At 45.0% G+C, this 17,693-nt stretch carries 17 protein-coding genes and 1 pseudogene; 13 read left to right on the forward strand and 5 right to left on the reverse strand.

Annotated features, from left to right (window positions below):
- Positions 1-371: 371 nt before the first annotated feature.
- Complete coding sequence (locus tag F8C67_RS08830; RefSeq protein ID WP_151667474.1) at positions 372-2,747, reverse strand: outer membrane beta-barrel family protein; 2,376 nt, start codon at positions 2,745-2,747, stop codon at positions 372-374.
- Positions 2,748-3,002: 255 nt separating this feature from the next.
- Between F8C67_RS08830 and F8C67_RS08835 the strand changes: the two genes are divergently transcribed.
- The 4 genes from F8C67_RS08835 (at position 3,003) to F8C67_RS08855 (ending at position 7,741) form a co-directional block, all read left to right on the forward strand.
- On the forward strand, positions 3,003-4,007 hold the full coding sequence (locus tag F8C67_RS08835) for a nucleoid-associated protein (RefSeq protein WP_151667475.1): 1,005 nt from the start codon (positions 3,003-3,005) through the stop codon (positions 4,005-4,007).
- Between the two features lie 393 nt (positions 4,008-4,400).
- Positions 4,401-5,528, forward strand: a complete 1,128-nt coding sequence (locus F8C67_RS08845) for a DUF418 domain-containing protein (RefSeq protein ID WP_151667477.1) — start codon at positions 4,401-4,403, stop codon at positions 5,526-5,528.
- Between the two features lie 53 nt (positions 5,529-5,581).
- Positions 5,582-6,607 (forward strand): hypothetical protein, encoded by a 1,026-nt coding sequence (locus tag F8C67_RS08850; protein ID WP_151667478.1) that lies wholly within the window; start codon positions 5,582-5,584, stop codon positions 6,605-6,607.
- A gap of 87 nt (positions 6,608-6,694) precedes the next feature.
- Positions 6,695-7,741: a hypothetical protein gene (locus tag F8C67_RS08855; protein ID WP_151667479.1), complete on the forward strand. Its 1,047-nt coding sequence runs from the start codon at positions 6,695-6,697 to the stop codon at positions 7,739-7,741.
- Positions 7,742-7,746: 5 nt separating this feature from the next.
- Here F8C67_RS08855 and F8C67_RS08860 read toward each other — a convergent pair whose 3' ends face one another.
- Together F8C67_RS08860 and rluF are read right to left on the reverse strand one after the other, a co-directional pair.
- Positions 7,747-9,045, reverse strand: coding sequence for a DEAD/DEAH box helicase (locus tag F8C67_RS08860; RefSeq protein ID WP_151667480.1), 1,299 nt, complete (start codon positions 9,043-9,045; stop codon positions 7,747-7,749).
- A 222-nt stretch (positions 9,046-9,267) separates the two neighbouring features.
- Positions 9,268-10,134 (reverse strand): 23S rRNA pseudouridine(2604) synthase RluF, encoded by an 867-nt coding sequence (rluF, locus tag F8C67_RS08865; protein WP_151667481.1) that lies wholly within the window; start codon positions 10,132-10,134, stop codon positions 9,268-9,270.
- A gap of 521 nt (positions 10,135-10,655) precedes the next feature.
- On the opposite strand from rluF, the gene F8C67_RS08870 reads away from it, so the two are divergent.
- From F8C67_RS08870 to F8C67_RS08875, 3 genes are read left to right on the forward strand one after another with little or no spacing between them, the layout of a single operon-like run.
- On the forward strand, positions 10,656-10,970 hold the full coding sequence (locus tag F8C67_RS08870) for a YbjQ family protein (protein WP_151667482.1): 315 nt from the start codon (positions 10,656-10,658) through the stop codon (positions 10,968-10,970).
- 7 nt (positions 10,971-10,977) lie between these two features.
- A complete protein-coding gene (locus F8C67_RS14430; RefSeq protein WP_262714217.1) occupies positions 10,978-11,106 on the forward strand; it encodes a hypothetical protein in 129 nt (42 codons plus the stop codon).
- A 20-nt stretch (positions 11,107-11,126) separates the two neighbouring features.
- Positions 11,127-11,678, forward strand: a complete 552-nt coding sequence (locus F8C67_RS08875) for a hypothetical protein (protein WP_151667483.1) — start codon at positions 11,127-11,129, stop codon at positions 11,676-11,678.
- Between the two features lie 15 nt (positions 11,679-11,693).
- On the opposite strand, the gene F8C67_RS08880 is transcribed toward F8C67_RS08875, so the two are convergent.
- A complete protein-coding gene (locus F8C67_RS08880) occupies positions 11,694-12,047 on the reverse strand; it encodes a hypothetical protein (protein WP_151667484.1) in 354 nt (117 codons plus the stop codon).
- Positions 12,048-12,111: 64 nt separating this feature from the next.
- Positions 12,112-13,815 (reverse strand): T9SS type A sorting domain-containing protein, encoded by a 1,704-nt coding sequence (locus tag F8C67_RS08885; protein WP_151667485.1) that lies wholly within the window; start codon positions 13,813-13,815, stop codon positions 12,112-12,114.
- A 116-nt stretch (positions 13,816-13,931) separates the two neighbouring features.
- Between F8C67_RS08885 and F8C67_RS14455 the strand changes: the two genes are divergently transcribed.
- The 6 genes and pseudogenes from F8C67_RS14455 to F8C67_RS08910 all read left to right on the forward strand — a co-directional run bounded on the left by F8C67_RS14455 (position 13,932) and on the right by F8C67_RS08910 (position 17,687).
- Complete coding sequence (locus tag F8C67_RS14455) at positions 13,932-14,054, forward strand: hypothetical protein (RefSeq protein WP_317132317.1); 123 nt, start codon at positions 13,932-13,934, stop codon at positions 14,052-14,054.
- Positions 14,055-14,069: 15 nt separating this feature from the next.
- Positions 14,070-14,462: pseudogene (locus F8C67_RS08890) on the forward strand (CIA30 family protein); the annotation flags it as partial.
- A 23-nt stretch (positions 14,463-14,485) separates the two neighbouring features.
- Complete coding sequence (locus tag F8C67_RS08895) at positions 14,486-15,229, forward strand: phytanoyl-CoA dioxygenase family protein (RefSeq protein ID WP_151667486.1); 744 nt, start codon at positions 14,486-14,488, stop codon at positions 15,227-15,229.
- Entirely contained in the window at positions 15,205-16,017 is an 813-nt protein-coding gene (locus F8C67_RS08900) for a DUF7003 family protein (protein WP_170266415.1), read from the forward strand. The genes F8C67_RS08895 and F8C67_RS08900 overlap by 25 nt, the downstream gene beginning before the upstream one ends.
- A 348-nt stretch (positions 16,018-16,365) precedes the next feature.
- Complete coding sequence (locus tag F8C67_RS08905; RefSeq protein WP_151667488.1) at positions 16,366-16,710, forward strand: cyclic-phosphate processing receiver domain-containing protein; 345 nt, start codon at positions 16,366-16,368, stop codon at positions 16,708-16,710.
- A gap of 8 nt (positions 16,711-16,718) precedes the next feature.
- Positions 16,719-17,687 carry a hypothetical protein gene (locus tag F8C67_RS08910; RefSeq protein ID WP_151667489.1) on the forward strand — a complete coding sequence of 323 codons (969 nt, stop codon included), beginning with the start codon at positions 16,719-16,721 and terminating at the stop codon, positions 17,685-17,687.
- Positions 17,688-17,693 lie beyond the last annotated feature (6 nt).

Genomic DNA, 17,693 nt, shown 5'->3' on the forward strand with positions numbered 1-17,693 from the left:
GGTGGTAGTGGTTAGTTGGAGGAAGGTACGAAAAGAATCCGCCTAAGGGCGGATAAGGTCGATTCCCCTTTTGGCAATCGAAAGGCGCTGGCCTGCGGCCTAGCACAAGGCTTCCTTCGTCAGCAAGAATGGCTGCATTCAAATGGAGATGACAGAAGTCTAAATGGAACTAAACCTCTACTGTAGAGAATAGAAATGCTAATGATTACACTCCAACTTTAAAAGTTCAGTTTCGGGATGGCCAAAAGCTTGGTGTTCAGTTACCCCATTTTGCTTACAAACGAAGCCATTGCATTTCGCCGAATGGCGCAATGCCTTGCACGAAGTGCCTTACTCACGCAGTGAGTCCTTTCCCGCTTCAATGCGGGAATCTATCTCCTCCTCCCCGAATACGTCATCGCCTCTCCCTTTCCAAAGCTATAACTGAAGCCAAGGGTGAAGAATCGGCCGCGCTGAGAGAAGCTGTAGGTTTGAAATGTAGGCTGGTCTACGAAGGTTTCACGAATGCGTGATGCGAAGATGTCGCGGATACTCATGTCAATAACCGCCTTGCCGCCCCAAAGCTTTTTGCGAACTCCCAAGTTTGCAAAGGCAAAACCGGAAACGTTGCCTTGAACCGTTCTGTAAGACGAGTTGTAGTCTCCCGATATCTCAAATTCAAATGAGGCTGGGAGCTTAAAACGAGAGGTTAGGCTGGTTGACCATTGGTTACCCACAAAATCGAAATTCTGACCTTCAAATTCGCCATTTCGAACAAAGACACCATAGTTGAAATCTCCGTTAATTGACATCCAGTCTACGGGATTGTACTTACCGTTTACTTCTAGACCAATTTGGTGACGAGTACCGATGTTCATCGGTAGCGTGATGTTTACGTTGTCCTCCAAAACCGTTACCCTTTCAATAACATCCGTAGTGTAGAGGTTATAAATGCTCGTATTGAACGATGCTTTCTCAAAGATGAAAATACCGGTCAACTCGTATGAATCGGCGAATTCGGGTTGCAGATTGGGGTTACCCTGACGAATGTTGTAGTTGTTGCGAACGTTGAAGAATGGGTTGAGGTCCCACAAACGCGGGCGATAGATTCGCTTGGAATAGCCCGCCTGAAGTGAGAATCGCTCGGTAATTTCGTACGACACGTGTGCTGATGGAAACAGGTTCGTATAATTCTGTGTGTTCACTTCATTCGTGGTGGTGAGCACCGTATTCAGATCGGTATTCTCAATTCGCGCACCAATTTTCACACCCCAGCGAGTGGCTTCGTAGGATCCCGTAGCATATACCCCAAGCACCTTCTGATCAAACTCGAAGTTGTTCGTAAGGCCCGAATCCAGCACGAAATCGCCACCAGCTGTTTCATTGAACACGGCATAGTCGTTCCCCACATCATTCAATTCATACTGAGCTCCCGCCTCCAATGTGATGGCATCCGTAAGCGGATTGGTATAATCTACCTTGTAAATGAAGTTCTGTTGGAAATACTCCGTTTCCGTTTTTTGATCTGGATTCAACGACACCCCTTCGAGTGTCACGTTCTGGAAATCAGAAGTAAGTGATTTTCCGAAGAAACTACCCTGTGTGCTGAACTGAAGTACGTGGTCTTCATGGTTTCGAAACTGACGTTCATATTGAAGATCGTACTGATACTTAGGGTTACCCGCACTGGTCTCCTCTTCCCTTCTGTATTCTGAAATAAGCTGATTGTCACCATCAAAAACCTGGAAATTGGTTTCGGAGGGCTGACTCTCATCTTCGAAAGCAAAGTTTCCAGAGAGTGTGATGATGTTGAACGAATCAATGTAGTAGTCGCTACCAATCGTGATGTTGAAAAACTGCTCATTTCTATACTCAACACCTTCACTTTCAACGCGGTTGCTATCCACTAAATCGTAATTAATGGCCTCGTTGTACCGCGGCAGCGAGCGATAACCACCGCCTAGCTGTGTGAAGAAGTTGAAATCCTCCGTTCTTCGATTCAAACTAACCCCCACGCTGTGATTGTGAGGAATTCCCGTATTCAAACTAACGGATCCATTAAAGCCCTTCTTCTCGTCTTTCTTTAGAATGATATTGATGATTCCCGAAGAACCTTCGGCCTCGTATTTAGCTGAAGGATTGGTGATTACCTCCACTCTTTCAATCATATCGGCAGTAAGCGTCCCCAGAGCGTTGCTTCCTTCATCAGAAAGTACCGATGGCTTGCCGTTAATGAGAATTTGGACTCCAGAATTCCCCCTCAAGCTAATTTGCCCTTCTATGTCCACGTTCACCGAAGGAACGTTGTTGAGTAGGTCCATCGCACCCATTCCGGTGCTGGCCAAATCCTGACCAACGTTGAAAACACGCTTGTCCAATTGAAACTCCATGGACGACTTCTCAACCGTAACATCCACTTCACCAATCGTTTGCGAATCTTCAACTAGCCTTACCGTGCCAAGCGAAATAACTCCGTTTTGAATGGTGAAGTCGGTGATTCTCTCGGTTCTGTAACCGAAGAAATTGATCTCGACGTAAAAATCTTCTTTGGAAGTGGATATGCGGAAACGACCGTCGTTTCCAGTAGTAGTAGCGGCTAACGGTTCTTCCACTCCTGGCGCTTTGAGGAGAACGGATGCGTAAGGCACTGGGTCGCCCGCTGTTGATTCAACAACCTGTCCGGTTACTTCATAACTCGTTTGTGCAGAGAGGGTAACGGTTAGAAGTGTAGCAAAAATGAGTAGCGCTTTGTCAAGTATAATCTTCATGTGGGTCTGTTTGAGTCCGGTTTCCACGGTTTTGAGAGATGGATATCTACCGTCGAATTTTCAGTCTCACTTTCTAAACGGCAAAGATGGCTCAGAGTTCAATTACATCCTATCGACGTTATCAATAAAACCTTCTGATTCGCCTATTAGACCGAGGTTTAAAACGATTCCATCTTTTAACAACCTCTTAGCAACTTGCCATTTTTGAAGGTTGAGATTCCAACTGATTTCAATCAAAGAATCTACCTTTAGCGCATGAACATTTCGGAAGCATACACCTCATCTTTAGCGCTCATTACCAGCGACAAACCTGAGAAGATTGACCAAGCGTCAGACCTCATCATTCAAGAGAATCAGGACTTCTTCACTCCTGCCTTGCTGAAGCATTTCAAATCGGCTGATTTACTGCGCTTTGAGTTTACCCACAATGTAGACCTCAAGTACAATGTGCTGTATGAAGCTTCTAAAACACTGTTTGAAGATGGCGACCTACGCGCATTCTCAGAGGTTGTCAATCCGCATTTGCGCGATGTTTCCTCCCATCCTAACATCAAGCCTGGCGATATCCTCATCGCCAAGTTCACAGATATTCAATACGACGACATGCCGGCAGATGCCATTGGTATATTCAAGTTTGATGCACGTCAGCGTATCCTCAGCATTGATTCCACCGGTAACATTTCCATTCGTTCAGGAATCGGAACTCAGAAACCCGACAAAGCCTGCTTAATCCTGAAAGATGGAATCGAGCCTACGGTACTCATTCTCGATAGTGATCAACGTGAGTCGGAGTTCTGGACACATCAATTTATCAACGCCAAGCCAGCTTCGGCAGCGGCCAACTTCACCTCTGAAATCATTGCTAGCACGAAGGAATTTGTAACTAAGCGAATGCCGGCTGAGTTTGAAATGACGAAGGTGGATGAAGTTGATCTGATGAAGCGCTCAATGGAGTACTTCAACGAAACGGACCAGTTTAGTCAGGCTGAATACGAAAGCGCCGTGCTTGTTGACCCCGATGTAATCGATTCGTTCAGGTCTCACAAGAACGACTTTGCAGCTGAAAGCGGTGTTGCCGTTCCCGAATCCTTCTCGATGGTGAATTCAGTTGCGAAGAAGCACGCCGGTAACTTTAAGGGTATCATCAAGTTGGATAAGAACTTTCATATCTATGTGCATGGCGACCGAAGTTTGATCGAGCGAGGTCAGGATGCGGATGGCCGCAGCTATTATAAATTGTACTTTGACAAGGAAGAGTAAGACATGTCGGTACAAACAGCAGCAATCCTCTACACGATACTCGCTGGAATAATTATTCTGTTCCAGGCTAGTCTGGCTGCGGGCGCACCGTGGGGCGCAGCTTCTATGGGAGGGAAATATCCCGGAGTTTATCCCCCGAAGATGCGTCGAGTGGCCATCATCAACATGTTCTTCCTTGCATTTCTTGCCCTCATAGTATTGGCTGAGGCAGATCTGGCAATACCGGCGTTTCAGTCCTTTTCGCACATCGGCATTTAGGTAGTAGTTGCATTGGGATTGATATCAACTGTGCTGAATACAATTACACGAAGTAAGATCGAGCGTATTTGGGCACCCGTTGCCCTGATGCAGTTCGTCACCAGCTTGATTGTCGCATTATCAAACGGATAAGAGGTGGGAAGAATTCACGAATTGGACTTTGTACGCGGATTTGCCCTCTGTGGGATTATCCTTGTCAACATATTCGTATTTCACGCTCCCTACGCTTACTACGGCGAGTTTTACTTTTCGTTTCCGCCTGATCAAATTCACTACTTGGAGTGGATGAATTTCACTTCGGCAGGGAAATTCATGTTCATTTACTCTTTTCTATTCGGAATTGGGATTGCGATGCAATTCTCGAAGAAGGGAGCTCAATTTCCAGTATACCACTCCAAGCGAATGGCTGTATTGATGCTCTTTGGAGCCATACACATTCTCGGTTTTTGGCTAGGCGATATACTCTTCTCATACGGCTTGTTGGGCTTGTTGATTCTCCCTTTTCTCAAATTGAAACGTGGAGTGCTAGTCGCAATAGGTTTACTCTTCCTTTATTTCCGTCCGCTTTACGCCGTAGGTATGGTCTACTTTGATTTCCCGGCAGCGCATGGCACTATACAGACAGACCTTGATGGCTTCTTGGAAGTCTTTCAGAATGGAAGTTACGGTGAGGTTTTCAGGTTGAGAATGGCAGAATTCGAGTGGTTTATTCCCGAGAATCTCGTGATGTATGTCTCTAAATCATTTGGACTGTTCTTTTTGGGTTTTGCGTTTGCGAAACGTGGATTGCGGTCGGCCGTAGCCAACATTGGCTTGAAGCATTACGTTGTAGCGAGCATCGTCATAGCGGGATGTCTCGTGTTCTTGTACAATAGGTCTGACTTCTTTGGGTCGTTTGATCTCGACGCAGAGCCGGGGTGGCGACCCATCTTGATTTCGTTGAATGTGACGGTAGAAACACTCCAAGCGGTAGCGTACATGATACTTGCCGTGGGTGTGTACCGATTGACACCCTTATTCGGAAAGCTTATTGGAGATACTGGTCGAATGGCGTTGACCAACTACTTCATTCAATCGATACTTAGTGTTGGTATCTTCTATTCTTACGGACTGGGATTTTACGGGAAATTACAGCCCTCAACCACGATTCTAATTGCTTTCGGAATCTACGCTTTCAACATTCTATTTAGTGCATTATGGCTCAGTAGGCACGAGCAAGGCCCGTTGGAATACGTGTGGCGAAAAGTGATTCGAAAAGAATAAGCAAGCATTTCTGTGCCTTCGTCTATCTTTGAAAGGAAGCACAACTTCACGCTATGAAAGTCACTCTTCTCCTATTACTGTCGATTCTCACCCTCAGTTCTTGTTCATCTAAAGAGCATTCGAACACAGAAACTGTGGAACATGCTGATGCCGCAGTTTCAGAATCTCTACCTGAAAATACCATTCGCACCGTAATGGACGAGCAGGTCGAGTTTCAATTTGGTGAGAAGACAGACCCCGAAGAACTTGGTCTCTATAGAAGTCTATCGATCATAGTTGGCGATTCAGTTGTACTGACCTTTCGGGATGAATTTTATGAGTTTGAAGGCGAACGTTTTAAGCTAGATGAAACGCACAAGTTCAACACTCGACAAGGCACCTTCTATCGGGTTGAGTTGAATAATCGTCCGGAACCACCTGTTCATTGGTTCTTTCAGTATTCAGACAATCAAATTGAATACGTTGGTGAAATCAATCCTTTAGACCTGAAGTACATCGGCGATGCCGATATGGATGGTAAAATCGAAGTATCAGGTTATCAAGACTACTGTCAGGAGACCTATATCGGAGAAAGCGACAAACAGGATTTCTGCGCGGAGTACTTTGCAAGTTTTGAAGTGAGCGACACGGTTGAAAGAGTTAGCTATTCTTACGGAGTTGCCAGTATTCTGAAGGAGCACGGATACTTGCCCTCCCCTGTTCTTGAAGATCCGTTTGTCTTTGGAGATTTCTATGGAGATGGGATTCAAGACACCGCATTGATTGCAACGATTGGAGATGAGCACAAGCTACTCGTTGTTGACTATCAATCAGATACAGCCTTGATTAACATTGTAGAAGACGGAGGCGAAACGATCCAAACGACGGATTTCTCCTGGGTAGGAGTTTTTAAGGCGATACCGGCTGGAGACACCCTCTTTTCAAACTATACGGATGATTGGAGAAGTCTGAGTGACGTTCCAGAAGATGAAAGGGTCGTCCTCACATACGATGCCTTGTTCGTTCACATGGCTGAGGCGTGCGGCGGCGGATTCATTTTTTGGAAAGATGAAAAGTGGAACTGGCTGCAGCAGGAGTAATACGTCAAAATCTGAAATGAATTAGAATAGGATGCGGAACTTCCAACTTGATTAGCTCTCTGGTCGTCAACAGATAACGGACTCTCAATGCGCACATTTTATCATAAACATATCATCATTCTCTTCTTTGGATTCCTGTCATTCAACAGTTTCTCGCAATATTTAACTGGCGAATACGGCAATGTTCAACTTAATATGGAAGCGCCATACTATCGAATATTGAATCAAGATGCCATAACTCTGGCGAAGATGATAAGTCACGGTTGTGACTCACTTGGGATTTCAGATAATATCCTGTTGAACTTTGAAACCTATAACTGGACGATTGATAAAGGACATCGCATTTACTTCTCTAAAACAGAGCCACTAGTCTACCGTCTTTCTCGCGATAATGATAGTCTTGAGTATCGACAAATCGAATGCTCTGATAGCATAGATATCTCAAAAGTAGATATCACACTACACCTAGCAGGGTCCAATATTGATGTTCAAGAATGCTTAAAGAAATGCCTTACGATTCTTTATTATCAATCTGAATTTGATGAGGATGATTTCTATAACATTTATAGTTCCGATATACTGTACAAGGCCGTCCATTCACCCAATTTATTCCACTTTTATCAGAAGGAATCATTCTCTGAAGTTCGTGAAACCATAGAGAAGATAACATCTTCCAAATATTGGTATTACTACAACGAAGGTGATCCTGTTGCATACTACAGGCAGGATAATAGGTTTCACTTCATATCCACAATAGATTCAAGCATTATCTACTCGACTACTGATGTATACAGCGTGGACTTCGTTAATACCGACATTCCACATGTCTATTATCTCTTTGTGTTCCACACTCCTTTTGAATTCTCTTGGGTAGCATTCCAGCGAGATGAAAAACCAGGATCAAACTGGCTGGAATCACCAGTTCCAACGGCGAGGATCTTTTCAACAGGAGATGGACAGTTCAACAACATGTACGAATCGGAGTTAAGAGCATCCTGCGGATGGCAAGTCGAATGGGTTGGCCATCACATTTTCAAATTTCAGCACTGTAACCCGGTACTAATGTATGGGCCAATGTGTCTTTATGACATCAAGGAGAACTCCCTTATCTACAATTCTGGACCATTTAGGTAGAGCTGTCACTCCAGCACGCTTATCCGAACCTTTTTCTTTTTCAAACGTGAGTTGTTTAGCTCTGAAACAAGCTTCCGAGCCTTTCCTCTTGGCACGGCAACATAGGCACTATCAGAACTCAGCTCAATCTTACCCAGTTCGTTTTTGTCTAAGCCACCTTGCTTAAAGAATAGTCCAGCAATATCCCCTTTCGAGATTTTATCGCGTCTTCCTCCGGTGATAAAAAGCGTGCTCCACTTGGGTTTACTTACACTTCCAGGCTTCAAATCCTCCTCCTCTAGTCGGTACATATAGCTAGGGAGTTGTCGACCTTCTTGTTGAAGTACGAAGGCCTTTCCTTCACTCTTCATGCGAGCGGTACGACCATTTCGGTGGGTGAACTCTTCCTCGTGAATGGGCAACTCGAAGTGAATGATGAAATCCATTTCGGGTACATCCAAACCGCGTGCGGCCAAATCTGTGGCGAGGAGAAGTGTATGTGTTTCGTTTCTAAACTTGATGAGTGAATGTTCGCGATCGCGCTGTTCCATTCCTCCATAGAAGCAACCGTGGTCTATCCCCGCATCATCTAGGCCTTCACTCACTCTGCCAATACTATCCTTGAAATTGCAAAAAATGATGCCGTTTTGGTCGCCTAGGTGACGAAGCAAATCGACTAGGGATTGCATCTTATCCGCAGTGGTAACCTTTTTGATTTCGAGTCGGCTTTTGCCCCGCTGGCCCGTATAATTCAGTCGCGTGGCATTTGAAATCCCCACGAATTCGGGAATCTCCACCTTCTGAGTGGCCGAGGTAAGCACCTTCTTTTTCAGGTTGGGCAAAGAGCCGACAATCTCGCGCATTTCGCCTTCGAAACCTGTCTCCAACGATTTGTCGAATTCATCGAGGATGAGCGTTGAAATCTCGCTAGTATCCACATTCTCGCGGCGGATATGATCGGCCACCCTACCTGGGGTCCCGATTAGAATTGTCGGTGCATGGTTCAGGTCTTGACGATCCTTATGCGCTGCGCGCCCGCCGTACACAGCATTTGTCTTTAGACCCGTTCCCATCTCGCGAATAACCTGTTCAATTTGGATGGCCAGCTCTCGTGAAGGCGTGAGAATCAGCGCTTGTGTAGCGACTTTATCGGCATCCAGATAATCGAGAAGCGGCAACACGAACGCCAGTGTTTTACCGGTACCGGTTGGTGAAAGCAGTACTACTTCGGCGTTCTTCTCAAATGCTTCGAGTGTACGCTCTTGCATTTCGTTGAGGGACTCGATGTTGAGCTTGGCGAGTATGGTGGGGAGATTGTTGGGCATGGGGGCAAAGGTAGTGGTTTATTGACGGGGAGTGCCTCACACAGAGACTCAGAGGACGCAGAGGGGTTCTTGATGAGAAAACGAGAATATGTGTGGTCGGTCTCTGCCGCTCGCTGGAGGGCAAGCTGCAAAAGCGCGAGGCAATTATGTTAAAACACGACGAACTCTAATCACACAATTAATCAATTCTTATCTCTGTGTCCTCTGAGACTCTGTGTGAGGTCACCTCCGCTTATGTCTCTTACCCTTCTTTGCCGAGAATCCCCCACCCGGCTTCTGCTTACGCGTCTTAGCGCCTCCACCCGGTTTTGGCTTATGCGGCCCCGACTGCTTCGTCGGTTTCTTTTTAGCTGGCTTCTTCTTTGCCGGCTTCTCGTCGGCCGTTCCCTTTGAATCCTTGATAAGATTGAAAAGCTTGTCGAGTTCGGCTTTGCTCAGATCGCGAAACTGCCCTGGAGGAAGGTCGAGCTCGAGGTGCATGATGCGCGTTCGCTTCAACTTGTGAACCTCATATCCAAAGTGTCCGCACATGCGACGAATTTGTCGGTTTAGCCCCTGCGTAAGCGTGATCTTGAAGCTGGTTGAACCGGTGACCTCAACTTTACACTTTCGGGTAACCTGACCCAAAATTGGGACGCCATTGCTCATCTTATCGGCAAAGTCGGCCGAGAGAGGTTTATCTACAGAGACCTCATACTCCTTCTCGTGGTTGTTTCCAGCGCGTAGAATCTTATTCACCACATCGCCATCACTAGTGAGAATAATGAGGCCTTCGCTGGCCTTGTCTAAACGTCCAACCGGAAAAATCCTCCGCGGATAATTGATGTACGAAACGATGTTATCAGCCTCTTTGGTGTCGGTTGTTGTGACAATACCCGGAGGTTTATTGAAGAGCAGATAGGTATGGTCGTCATCTGGGCTTTCGACGATCATGCCGTTGACACGAATGACATCTCGGCTGGAGACTTGGGCGCCTACACCGGGCTGTTTACCATTGATGGTCACGCGGCCTTGTTCGATCCATCGGTCGGCTTCGCGGCGGGAGCATAGGCCTATTTCGCTGAGGTATTTGTTGATGCGTATGGACATTGGGGCAAAGGTAGTGGTTCACGCAGAGAAAATGAGGATGTGCGTGGTGGAGAGAGATCGCAGAGAAAGGTGGACCTATGGACTACCAGACCTTCGGACTAATAGACCAGCTTTGGGAAAATGGACCATGCTTTAGCAGGTTCATTTTTTGATTGAGATGCCAGGCACGGTGCTTTAGCGCGTGCCGCTTTATATGGTGGCTTCGCTCGCAGAGAAGATGAGGATGTGTGTGGTGGATAGAGTTCGCAGGGGATGTGAAAAACGAACATTTCTCATAAAACCCTAACCCAGACTAACGACAAGGGGTAACAGGCATGTGGCTTTAGCCCATGCCGCTAAAATCCAGATAGATGAGGGAGACACCCTAGCCCATGCCACCGAATTCTGGTTCAAAATAACAAGACCTTCAAACGCTGAGATTTTCACCGCCTATCGTATCTTCCCTTCCCTTAGCGCTCTCGGCATCCTACAATTAAACGGATTCAGAATCGACTGAGGCTGTAACAACAAAACGAATTGAAATGATTATCACAACGACCGAAACTATCCCGAACAAAGAAATTGCAGAAGTACTAGGCGTTGCACGCGGAAGTACAGTGAGAGCCCGAAATGTGGGAAGAGACATTTTTGCCGGATTGAAGAATATCGTGGGCGGTGAAATTAGCGAGTACACAAAGCTTCAAGCTGAATCTAGAGAGCAAGCGCTTCAAAGAATGGAACACGACGCGCACAAGCTAGGCGCTGACGCGATCGTAAATGTTCGATTGGCCACTTCAATGGTCATGCAAGGAGCCTCTGAAATTTTGGCTTACGGAACGGCTGTCAAGCTCAAATAACATGGATATGATTACGGCTCTCATCTTTGGCATCCACGGAATAGTCTGGGGTGGAGCCTTCCTCATCCTGATTTATCTGATCATTCGCCGCGTGAAGGAGAAGGAAGAAGAGACATTTGAGGATAGAGATAATTGATGCACCGTTAAACCTCTCTCGTGACCAATTATTTTGAACTCCTTGAAGTGGACGTTAAAGCCTCGGAATGGGAACGATTCAAGGCATTCCGCAAGAAGTACGCTGAGGCGAAATCGGAAGAAACCCGACATCTATTGCTATCGGGAGTGTTCATTCTTTTGAATGATAGAGGGAAATTCTTATCCCCTTTGATTCAAGGCCGTGAAATGCGAAGTGGTTTGCGTGAGAAGTACGAAAACCTAATCTCCCTCGAGGAGCGAAAAGCACGATATCTACTCTCAAATGAAGACGGTAAAATAGAACTCAATCATGTTTTGTGGAGCTATCCATGGAGGAAGGTTGCCAAAGGAGTTCTCGAGTTTTTCGTTGGTGAGGGTATAAGCAAAGGATTGATCTACGGGGTATTGTTGACGCTATTTGGAGGCGGCTTGTCCATCGCAGGCTTGTTCAATAACACAGCGATATTAGCTATTGGATTATTCCTCCTGCTGATTGGGCTAATATCTCATCAATATGGACTTCGTTCATACCGAATCGAGGCATTAAGGGAGCTGGGAGCTACATGGCGATGAACGTCTACACAGATATTACGGCACCACCACACTCACGGCTTGTGCTGATGTGAGATTTACATTTGGAAACACACTTGCTCCATTCTCCTCGTAATCATTACTGTAGAACGAGTCCCCATATACCCTCACATAAATTTGCTCACCGGAAGTAAAACCAAAGTCAGACAATTCAGAGGCCGTTATAGTGATGGTAGTCGGACTACTATTCGCTTGGCGAACTTCCGTAAATGCTGTGTAATTGGCAGGACTGACGTTCGACCCCTCAAATAGGAATACAAGTGCGTATCTCGGAGTATTCGAGTTTGCAGCCGGACTCATTTCATAAGTTATTTCAATCTCATTTGCATTTGAAGTCACCGAAAGGTTCATGATAGTAGTTGTGCACAACTCACTTAATGAAGGTGACAAGTGAAAGCAGAGTGAATTTTTCGTGCTATTGAATTATGAGTCTGTGTGTTCTTTGTGAGTCTCGCTCTACAATTTGGATGAAATAGTTGCCGGAAGGCAGCTCCTCAACTTTGAGCTCCCAGCGGTCGCCTGTGTTCATCATTTCAACTGCCAGTTTCCTCCCGAAAAGATCAGTTATTGAAATCAATGCATTTGCGCTAGCGATTACAAATGCTACATCCCTCGCGGGGTTTGGATAAATTGTCAATGTCTCTGCCAATGTATTCTCCGAAGTTGAAATCACACTGCAATTCAGGTTGACCGTCCGACCAAAAGTACATGTAGCATCTGCCGCACATCGAGTTTGGACGTATATGGAACCTGCTACATCATTGGTCCCTAGTGCCCTACGCACCACTTGTGGAGCTAAACCGTAGTACATAATGTCGCTGCTATCAATTACATGATTCAGTTGATGACCATGACCGAGCTCATGCACCACAACCGACTCGAAATCAAACTGACCTGGAATTGGTGCGCCAGAACCAAAATGGAAAGTCGTACCGTCATCTACAGTCATATCCAATTCTACAATGGCCTCCACTTCTGGCGTGCCGCACAGGAAGGTGTAGGACGCGCATTGACCCAATACTCCCATTGGCAGTTCATTTCCATTATCGAAGCGCACGACGTTTATTCCATCAACTACTGAGGAATCCGCCATTGTATTTCCGAGCACGCGCCAATTGACTTCGGAATTGCACTTCCAAGTACTCATTGCACTCATAAAGTGAAATTGGGCTTGTGCATCGTTTGCAAAATCTTCATGCAAATGCCAAGAATAGCCACCAAGTGTGTTTTGGTCTATTAAGTTGGTAAGAACCGCATCTCCAAAAGACTCCCCATTACTTTGGGCAAAAGTGATGATGAGCGGTGTAGCCGTTTCTTGTGACACAGAATCAGCACCGGTCACGCGTATAATCCCAGTACCCGCGTACGCTGGAACTTCTACTCTGATTTCGGTGTCGGTCCAGCTTAAAATTTGTGAAGCTAAGGCGGACTGAAAAGTCACTCCTCCATCATCTGCCCATTTGAATTTAACCCTGCCTGGCGTCGACCCAAAGCTAGTTCCCGATATTGTCACAACGCTTTCAGTGCCAGCCGATATAGAAGCAGGAGAAAATGTAGGCGTTGCTTGAGAACTTGAAAATCTTTCTGCTGGTTGAAGATTTAGAGCTTCTATTTCGAAGTAAGTAAGCCCTAACGTTTCATGAATATCAAGATAGAAATTAGTTTCAATCCCCTCTGAACGATAAAACGGCCTTATGACAAGGTCGTTCTCAACATCGTAACGGTAAAACCCTTGCTTATCACTTACTACGTCATAAGCTTCCATACCACCATCAAGGTTCGCCCGTGTTGGCTTCAGAAAGAAGAGTCCCTTATCTCCGTTGAGAAGCGAGAGTCTATCCGAAACACGTAGCGCCTCCTTCCCCACTCTTCCGCCAACGGTTGCAATCACAATATGTGATCTCGATTCTCCCATAAACACTTTTGACACCTTGACCGTGTGCAAGGTATAGATGTAGTTGTGCTGTATGTTCCAAACTGATTCAGATGAAATGACCTCTCCTTCAATTATGTTCGAACTGGCATCAAACTGTTCAGACATGGAGACATGATACATCATTCCATGCTGACTGAACAGTGAAAATGGAAGTAGAAAAAGCGAGAAAATAAGAGGTTTCATAACTGGTTGGTGTTAGTGCAGAATAAGTTACGACCTTGGCATGAGTTCTCAAAATAATTCATTGTGAGTGAACAATATGGAATGTTCGCGCTTATGAATGTTCAATTCTACCCATAATGAAATCATTGGCTATCACCCTCTCAGCACTTATGTTCACTTCTACTTCATTTGTATTCAACTTCACCCCTGAATCCAGCATCGACTCTTGGCGCGTCGTAGATGACGTAGTCATGGGTTGACGATCGGCCGGAAACTTCGAACTTTCGGATGAGGGACACGGGAAGTTCTATGGCGAGGTGTCGACAGAAAACAACGGTGGTTTTTCATCCGTGAGATTTAATACTGAAGCAATTTCGGTTGAAGGATTCACCAAGGTTGCGATTCGATTGCGCGGTGATGGTAAGGACTATCAGTTCCGTTTGAAGCATGTTGCACGCGACTATCAATCGTACATCACGACGTTCAGCACCGATGGGGAGTGGCAAACGATTGAAATCGAATTGAGCGATCTCTACCCTTCCTTCCGAGGTCGAAAACTCGATATGCCGAACTTCGAGTTTGAAAGTTTTGAGGAAGCGGCCTTCCTAATCGCCAACAAGCGAAATGAACGCTTTGAACTTTTGATTGATTGGATTGAGTTGAGGTAGGGATTATTGAGTAATTTGGATGTATGAATCGCCCTCTCAGCATCCCTTCATTCGAAAAAGAAGTTCAGCTCGAACCTCTTCATGATCTTGGTTATCAAATCATTCCTAGCCTGTATTCAGAATCTGAAGTAGAGAGGATAGCCGAGTCCATAGATGAATTCGCAACCGATGTCCATAACCAATCCCGATCGAGTGAACTTTTTTCCGTTCGGTCTTTGTTGGTTCAGTTTCCAGAGCTCCAATCCCTTTTGTTTAATCAGAACTTGACTCGCATTCTGGAGTCTCATTTTGAAGGCAATTACTTTCTCTCAAAATCTATATACTTCGACAAACCCAGTGCTTCTAACTGGTTTGTAGCTTATCATCAAGATTTGAGTATTTCGGTCGATCGAAAAACGGATGTGCGTGGTTATTCAAATTGGACGCAAAAGCATGGTCTTTATGGAGTACAGCCTCCTTTGCAAATCGTAGGTAAGACATTAACAGTTCGTATTCACTTGGATGACACGAACGCTGAGAATGGTGCTTTGCGAGTGATTCAAAGATCTCATAAACAAGGAATCGTCAGGGTGGCTCAAAAACAATGGAATCCTGCAGATGAGGTGATTTGTGCTGTACGTCGCGGAGGTGCAATGTTGATGAAACCACTCACGCTACACGCATCTAGTCGCACAACTAATGGTCGGAGACGAAGAGTAATTCACTTGGAGTTTTGTGATGAAGAGCTGGAACAGCCCCTTAGATGGATGGAGAGAATCGACTTATGAAAGATTACAGAAGTGAAATCTTGTCGGAATTAGATTCAGCTTTCATAGCAGAGTCTGGACTATTCTTTCCGGATAAAAAGTCAAATACAGTTGCCTACCATTTCTTTCCTGATTTAGAAGACGGATACAAACAGATAGCCGGAAGTAAGATTCACCTTTACGGGTCAGGACGTCTTTGGGCAATAGTTTTTGAAACGAATGGCTATCACACTAGGCAAGGCGAAGCAATATCTTCCCTATGCTACTTTGGCAACTGCTTTAGACTGGAGAAATCTGAGGCGGCTGGAAGTAAGTATATCTCAAACCTATATCAGCATACACTAATATCCGAGGAAGAGCTACAAAGGATTGAGCTTCAAATAGGTGATGAAGATGAAGCATTTGAGCGGATTGACCCGAGAACGACATCTGTTTTCGTAAATGGGCAATACGTGCCATTTGAATCTAACAGGAAAAAGTACGTTGAACTGGGCATAGAGCCTACAGAAGATAATCCGAGTGGATGGATCGAATTTGGTGAGTTCGTGAGGTTCTTACATGAAACAAATCCCATTATTCTCGAACTATCTGACTCTATTATTGAGGAGCCTTTTGAGGTCCCATTAAACAAAATACTAACTCTAGATAAGTTTCACTATCGTTCTATTTACGACAAGAGTGTAAGCCCAAGTGAACAAGAAATGTATCAGATGATTGCTGATGTGTTAGTATCTGGTGACGAGAATGCATGGTCACCAACATCAGAAGCAAATAATGATTGGAGGAATTGGGAGTCGGGAATGCTATAGATATATGATTTTGCTGAGTTGGAAGCACACTGCCTAGTAGTCTCCCACTAAGGGGCGTTACCCCTCTCCCCGGTCTCAAGTTCGCCATTTCGAAGCCAACTTCTTGAATCTCACTCACCCATTTTCGTGAACCGTTTGAAAACGCAAGTACACGTTTAACCCACGACTGAGGTCGGAGGGAATTCGGAACTTTAGAGTGGGGATAGCGGGAGCTAACCCCGGGTGGAACCAGGCCAAGCCAAAATCGCCTCTCGATTCAGTACGCCCAGCATCATTCCCATCTTCAGCAATAATCATCTAACTTTATACTCGATCGAATAAACGATTCCTCTACAACTCTCTTTCCAATTGAAAAAACTATTCCTTGATGATATCCGTACCATAGAAATGGTCTATCCAAAATCTATGGAGACTGAGTTTGATATCGTTCGAACATACGACGACTTCGTTCATTACATTACTGAGAATGGGCTACCAGAGTTTATCAGTTTTGATAACGATCTGGGGTTAGATAAAAACGAAGAAGTAGCACCAGACGGATATGCCGCTGCAAAGTGGTTAGTTTATGAATCTGGATTAGATTTAAGAAAACTGAAATTCCACGTTCATTCGGCGAATCCAGTAGCCGCAAAGCAAATTGAAGGATTACTGACAAACTACATCAATCACTTGAACTCGAACACTGACTTCTAAAAATCATCATGAAGAACCTCATTCACTTACTCTTATTGTTGATCCTTTTGACTAGCTGCTCGAAGTCAAAACAGCTAGACGGAGTTTGGATTGCGGACTACGTGAACTTTGAAGGTGAGAATCAGGACAGGACTCTAGCAGATAAGCGCCTAATTCACTTCACGGATAGTGTTTATTATGATGTGCGAATTTCAAATCCTGATATAAGTGAACATGGAGAGTTCTACGCCTATAAATTTGATTTAGTACTTCATGAGAACAAACTTATTCGTGACGATGACACCCTTGAAATCACACAGAACGGCGATACTTTGATCATAAAATGGGAAGACGTGTCAATTGGCTTTCATCGATTAAATGAACGGTATAAAAACTTAGAAGTTGCGTATTCTGACTTTATCGGCTCATGGTATCTCGACGGTGAAAGTGTTCAAGACTCACTTGACTTCATAAGCGATTCGGTAGTAATAATCACCGGTGATATGGGTCGATTCTCTCTACCTCTAGAATGGGATTTGCTCAATTATGAAGGATTCAAGTTCCTGCACATACATGCGTCGTCCTTACCACTCTTCAGCTTAGAGTCTATTCATCGTGACTCTAGTGTGTTATCAGCTGGTTTCGATCTGGTTAATCCATTTACGCTGAGACCAACAACCACATCAAGAACAAAAAGTCAATTCATGGGAAAGTGGGCATTGGTTGAAGAAAATGATTCGACAAACCTTATGTCTAACTCACATATGGATGGAACCAACGAGATTAGCTATTTGCAATTTGATTCGCTTGAATTGGAACAACACTATGAAGGTGAGTTGTATCGAACCGATTGGTTCTTAACTGGTGATGGTAAGAAATTGTACTTTGACCATCGTCCTTTGTCGCATATACCTTGGGAGGTAGAAGAATTAACCGACAGCACACTCGTCTTAATTGGCGATGATCATCGGTTGAGGTATGCTAGATTAACCGAGTAATCACTT

It is taken from the genome of Phaeocystidibacter luteus, assembly GCF_008933115.1.
Lineage (GTDB): Bacteria > Bacteroidota > Bacteroidia > Flavobacteriales > Schleiferiaceae > Phaeocystidibacter > Phaeocystidibacter luteus.

Coding starts and splice junctions, on each gene's coding strand:
- F8C67_RS08880 (WP_151667484.1), bottom strand. CDS start 12,047: ATGAACCTTTCGGTGACTTCAAATGCAAATGAGATTGAAATAACTTAT.
- F8C67_RS08870 (WP_151667482.1), top strand. CDS start 10,656: ATGATTATCACAACGACCGAAACTATCCCGAACAAAGAAATTGCAGAA.
- F8C67_RS14455 (WP_317132317.1), top strand. CDS start 13,932: ATGAAATCATTGGCTATCACCCTCTCAGCACTTATGTTCACTTCTACT.
- F8C67_RS08900 (WP_170266415.1), top strand. CDS start 15,205: ATGGATGGAGAGAATCGACTTATGAAAGATTACAGAAGTGAAATCTTG.
- F8C67_RS08860 (WP_151667480.1), bottom strand. CDS start 9,045: ATGCCCAACAATCTCCCCACCATACTCGCCAAGCTCAACATCGAGTCC.
- F8C67_RS08895 (WP_151667486.1), top strand. CDS start 14,486: ATGAATCGCCCTCTCAGCATCCCTTCATTCGAAAAAGAAGTTCAGCTC.
- F8C67_RS08830 (WP_151667474.1), bottom strand. CDS start 2,747: ATGAAGATTATACTTGACAAAGCGCTACTCATTTTTGCTACACTTCTA.
- rluF (WP_151667481.1), bottom strand. CDS start 10,134: ATGTCCATACGCATCAACAAATACCTCAGCGAAATAGGCCTATGCTCC.
- F8C67_RS08910 (WP_151667489.1), top strand. CDS start 16,719: ATGAAGAACCTCATTCACTTACTCTTATTGTTGATCCTTTTGACTAGC.
- F8C67_RS08855 (WP_151667479.1), top strand. CDS start 6,695: ATGCGCACATTTTATCATAAACATATCATCATTCTCTTCTTTGGATTC.
- F8C67_RS08850 (WP_151667478.1), top strand. CDS start 5,582: ATGAAAGTCACTCTTCTCCTATTACTGTCGATTCTCACCCTCAGTTCT.
- F8C67_RS08885 (WP_151667485.1), bottom strand. CDS start 13,815: ATGAAACCTCTTATTTTCTCGCTTTTTCTACTTCCATTTTCACTGTTC.
- F8C67_RS14430 (WP_262714217.1), top strand. CDS start 10,978: ATGATTACGGCTCTCATCTTTGGCATCCACGGAATAGTCTGGGGTGGA.
- F8C67_RS08835 (WP_151667475.1), top strand. CDS start 3,003: ATGAACATTTCGGAAGCATACACCTCATCTTTAGCGCTCATTACCAGC.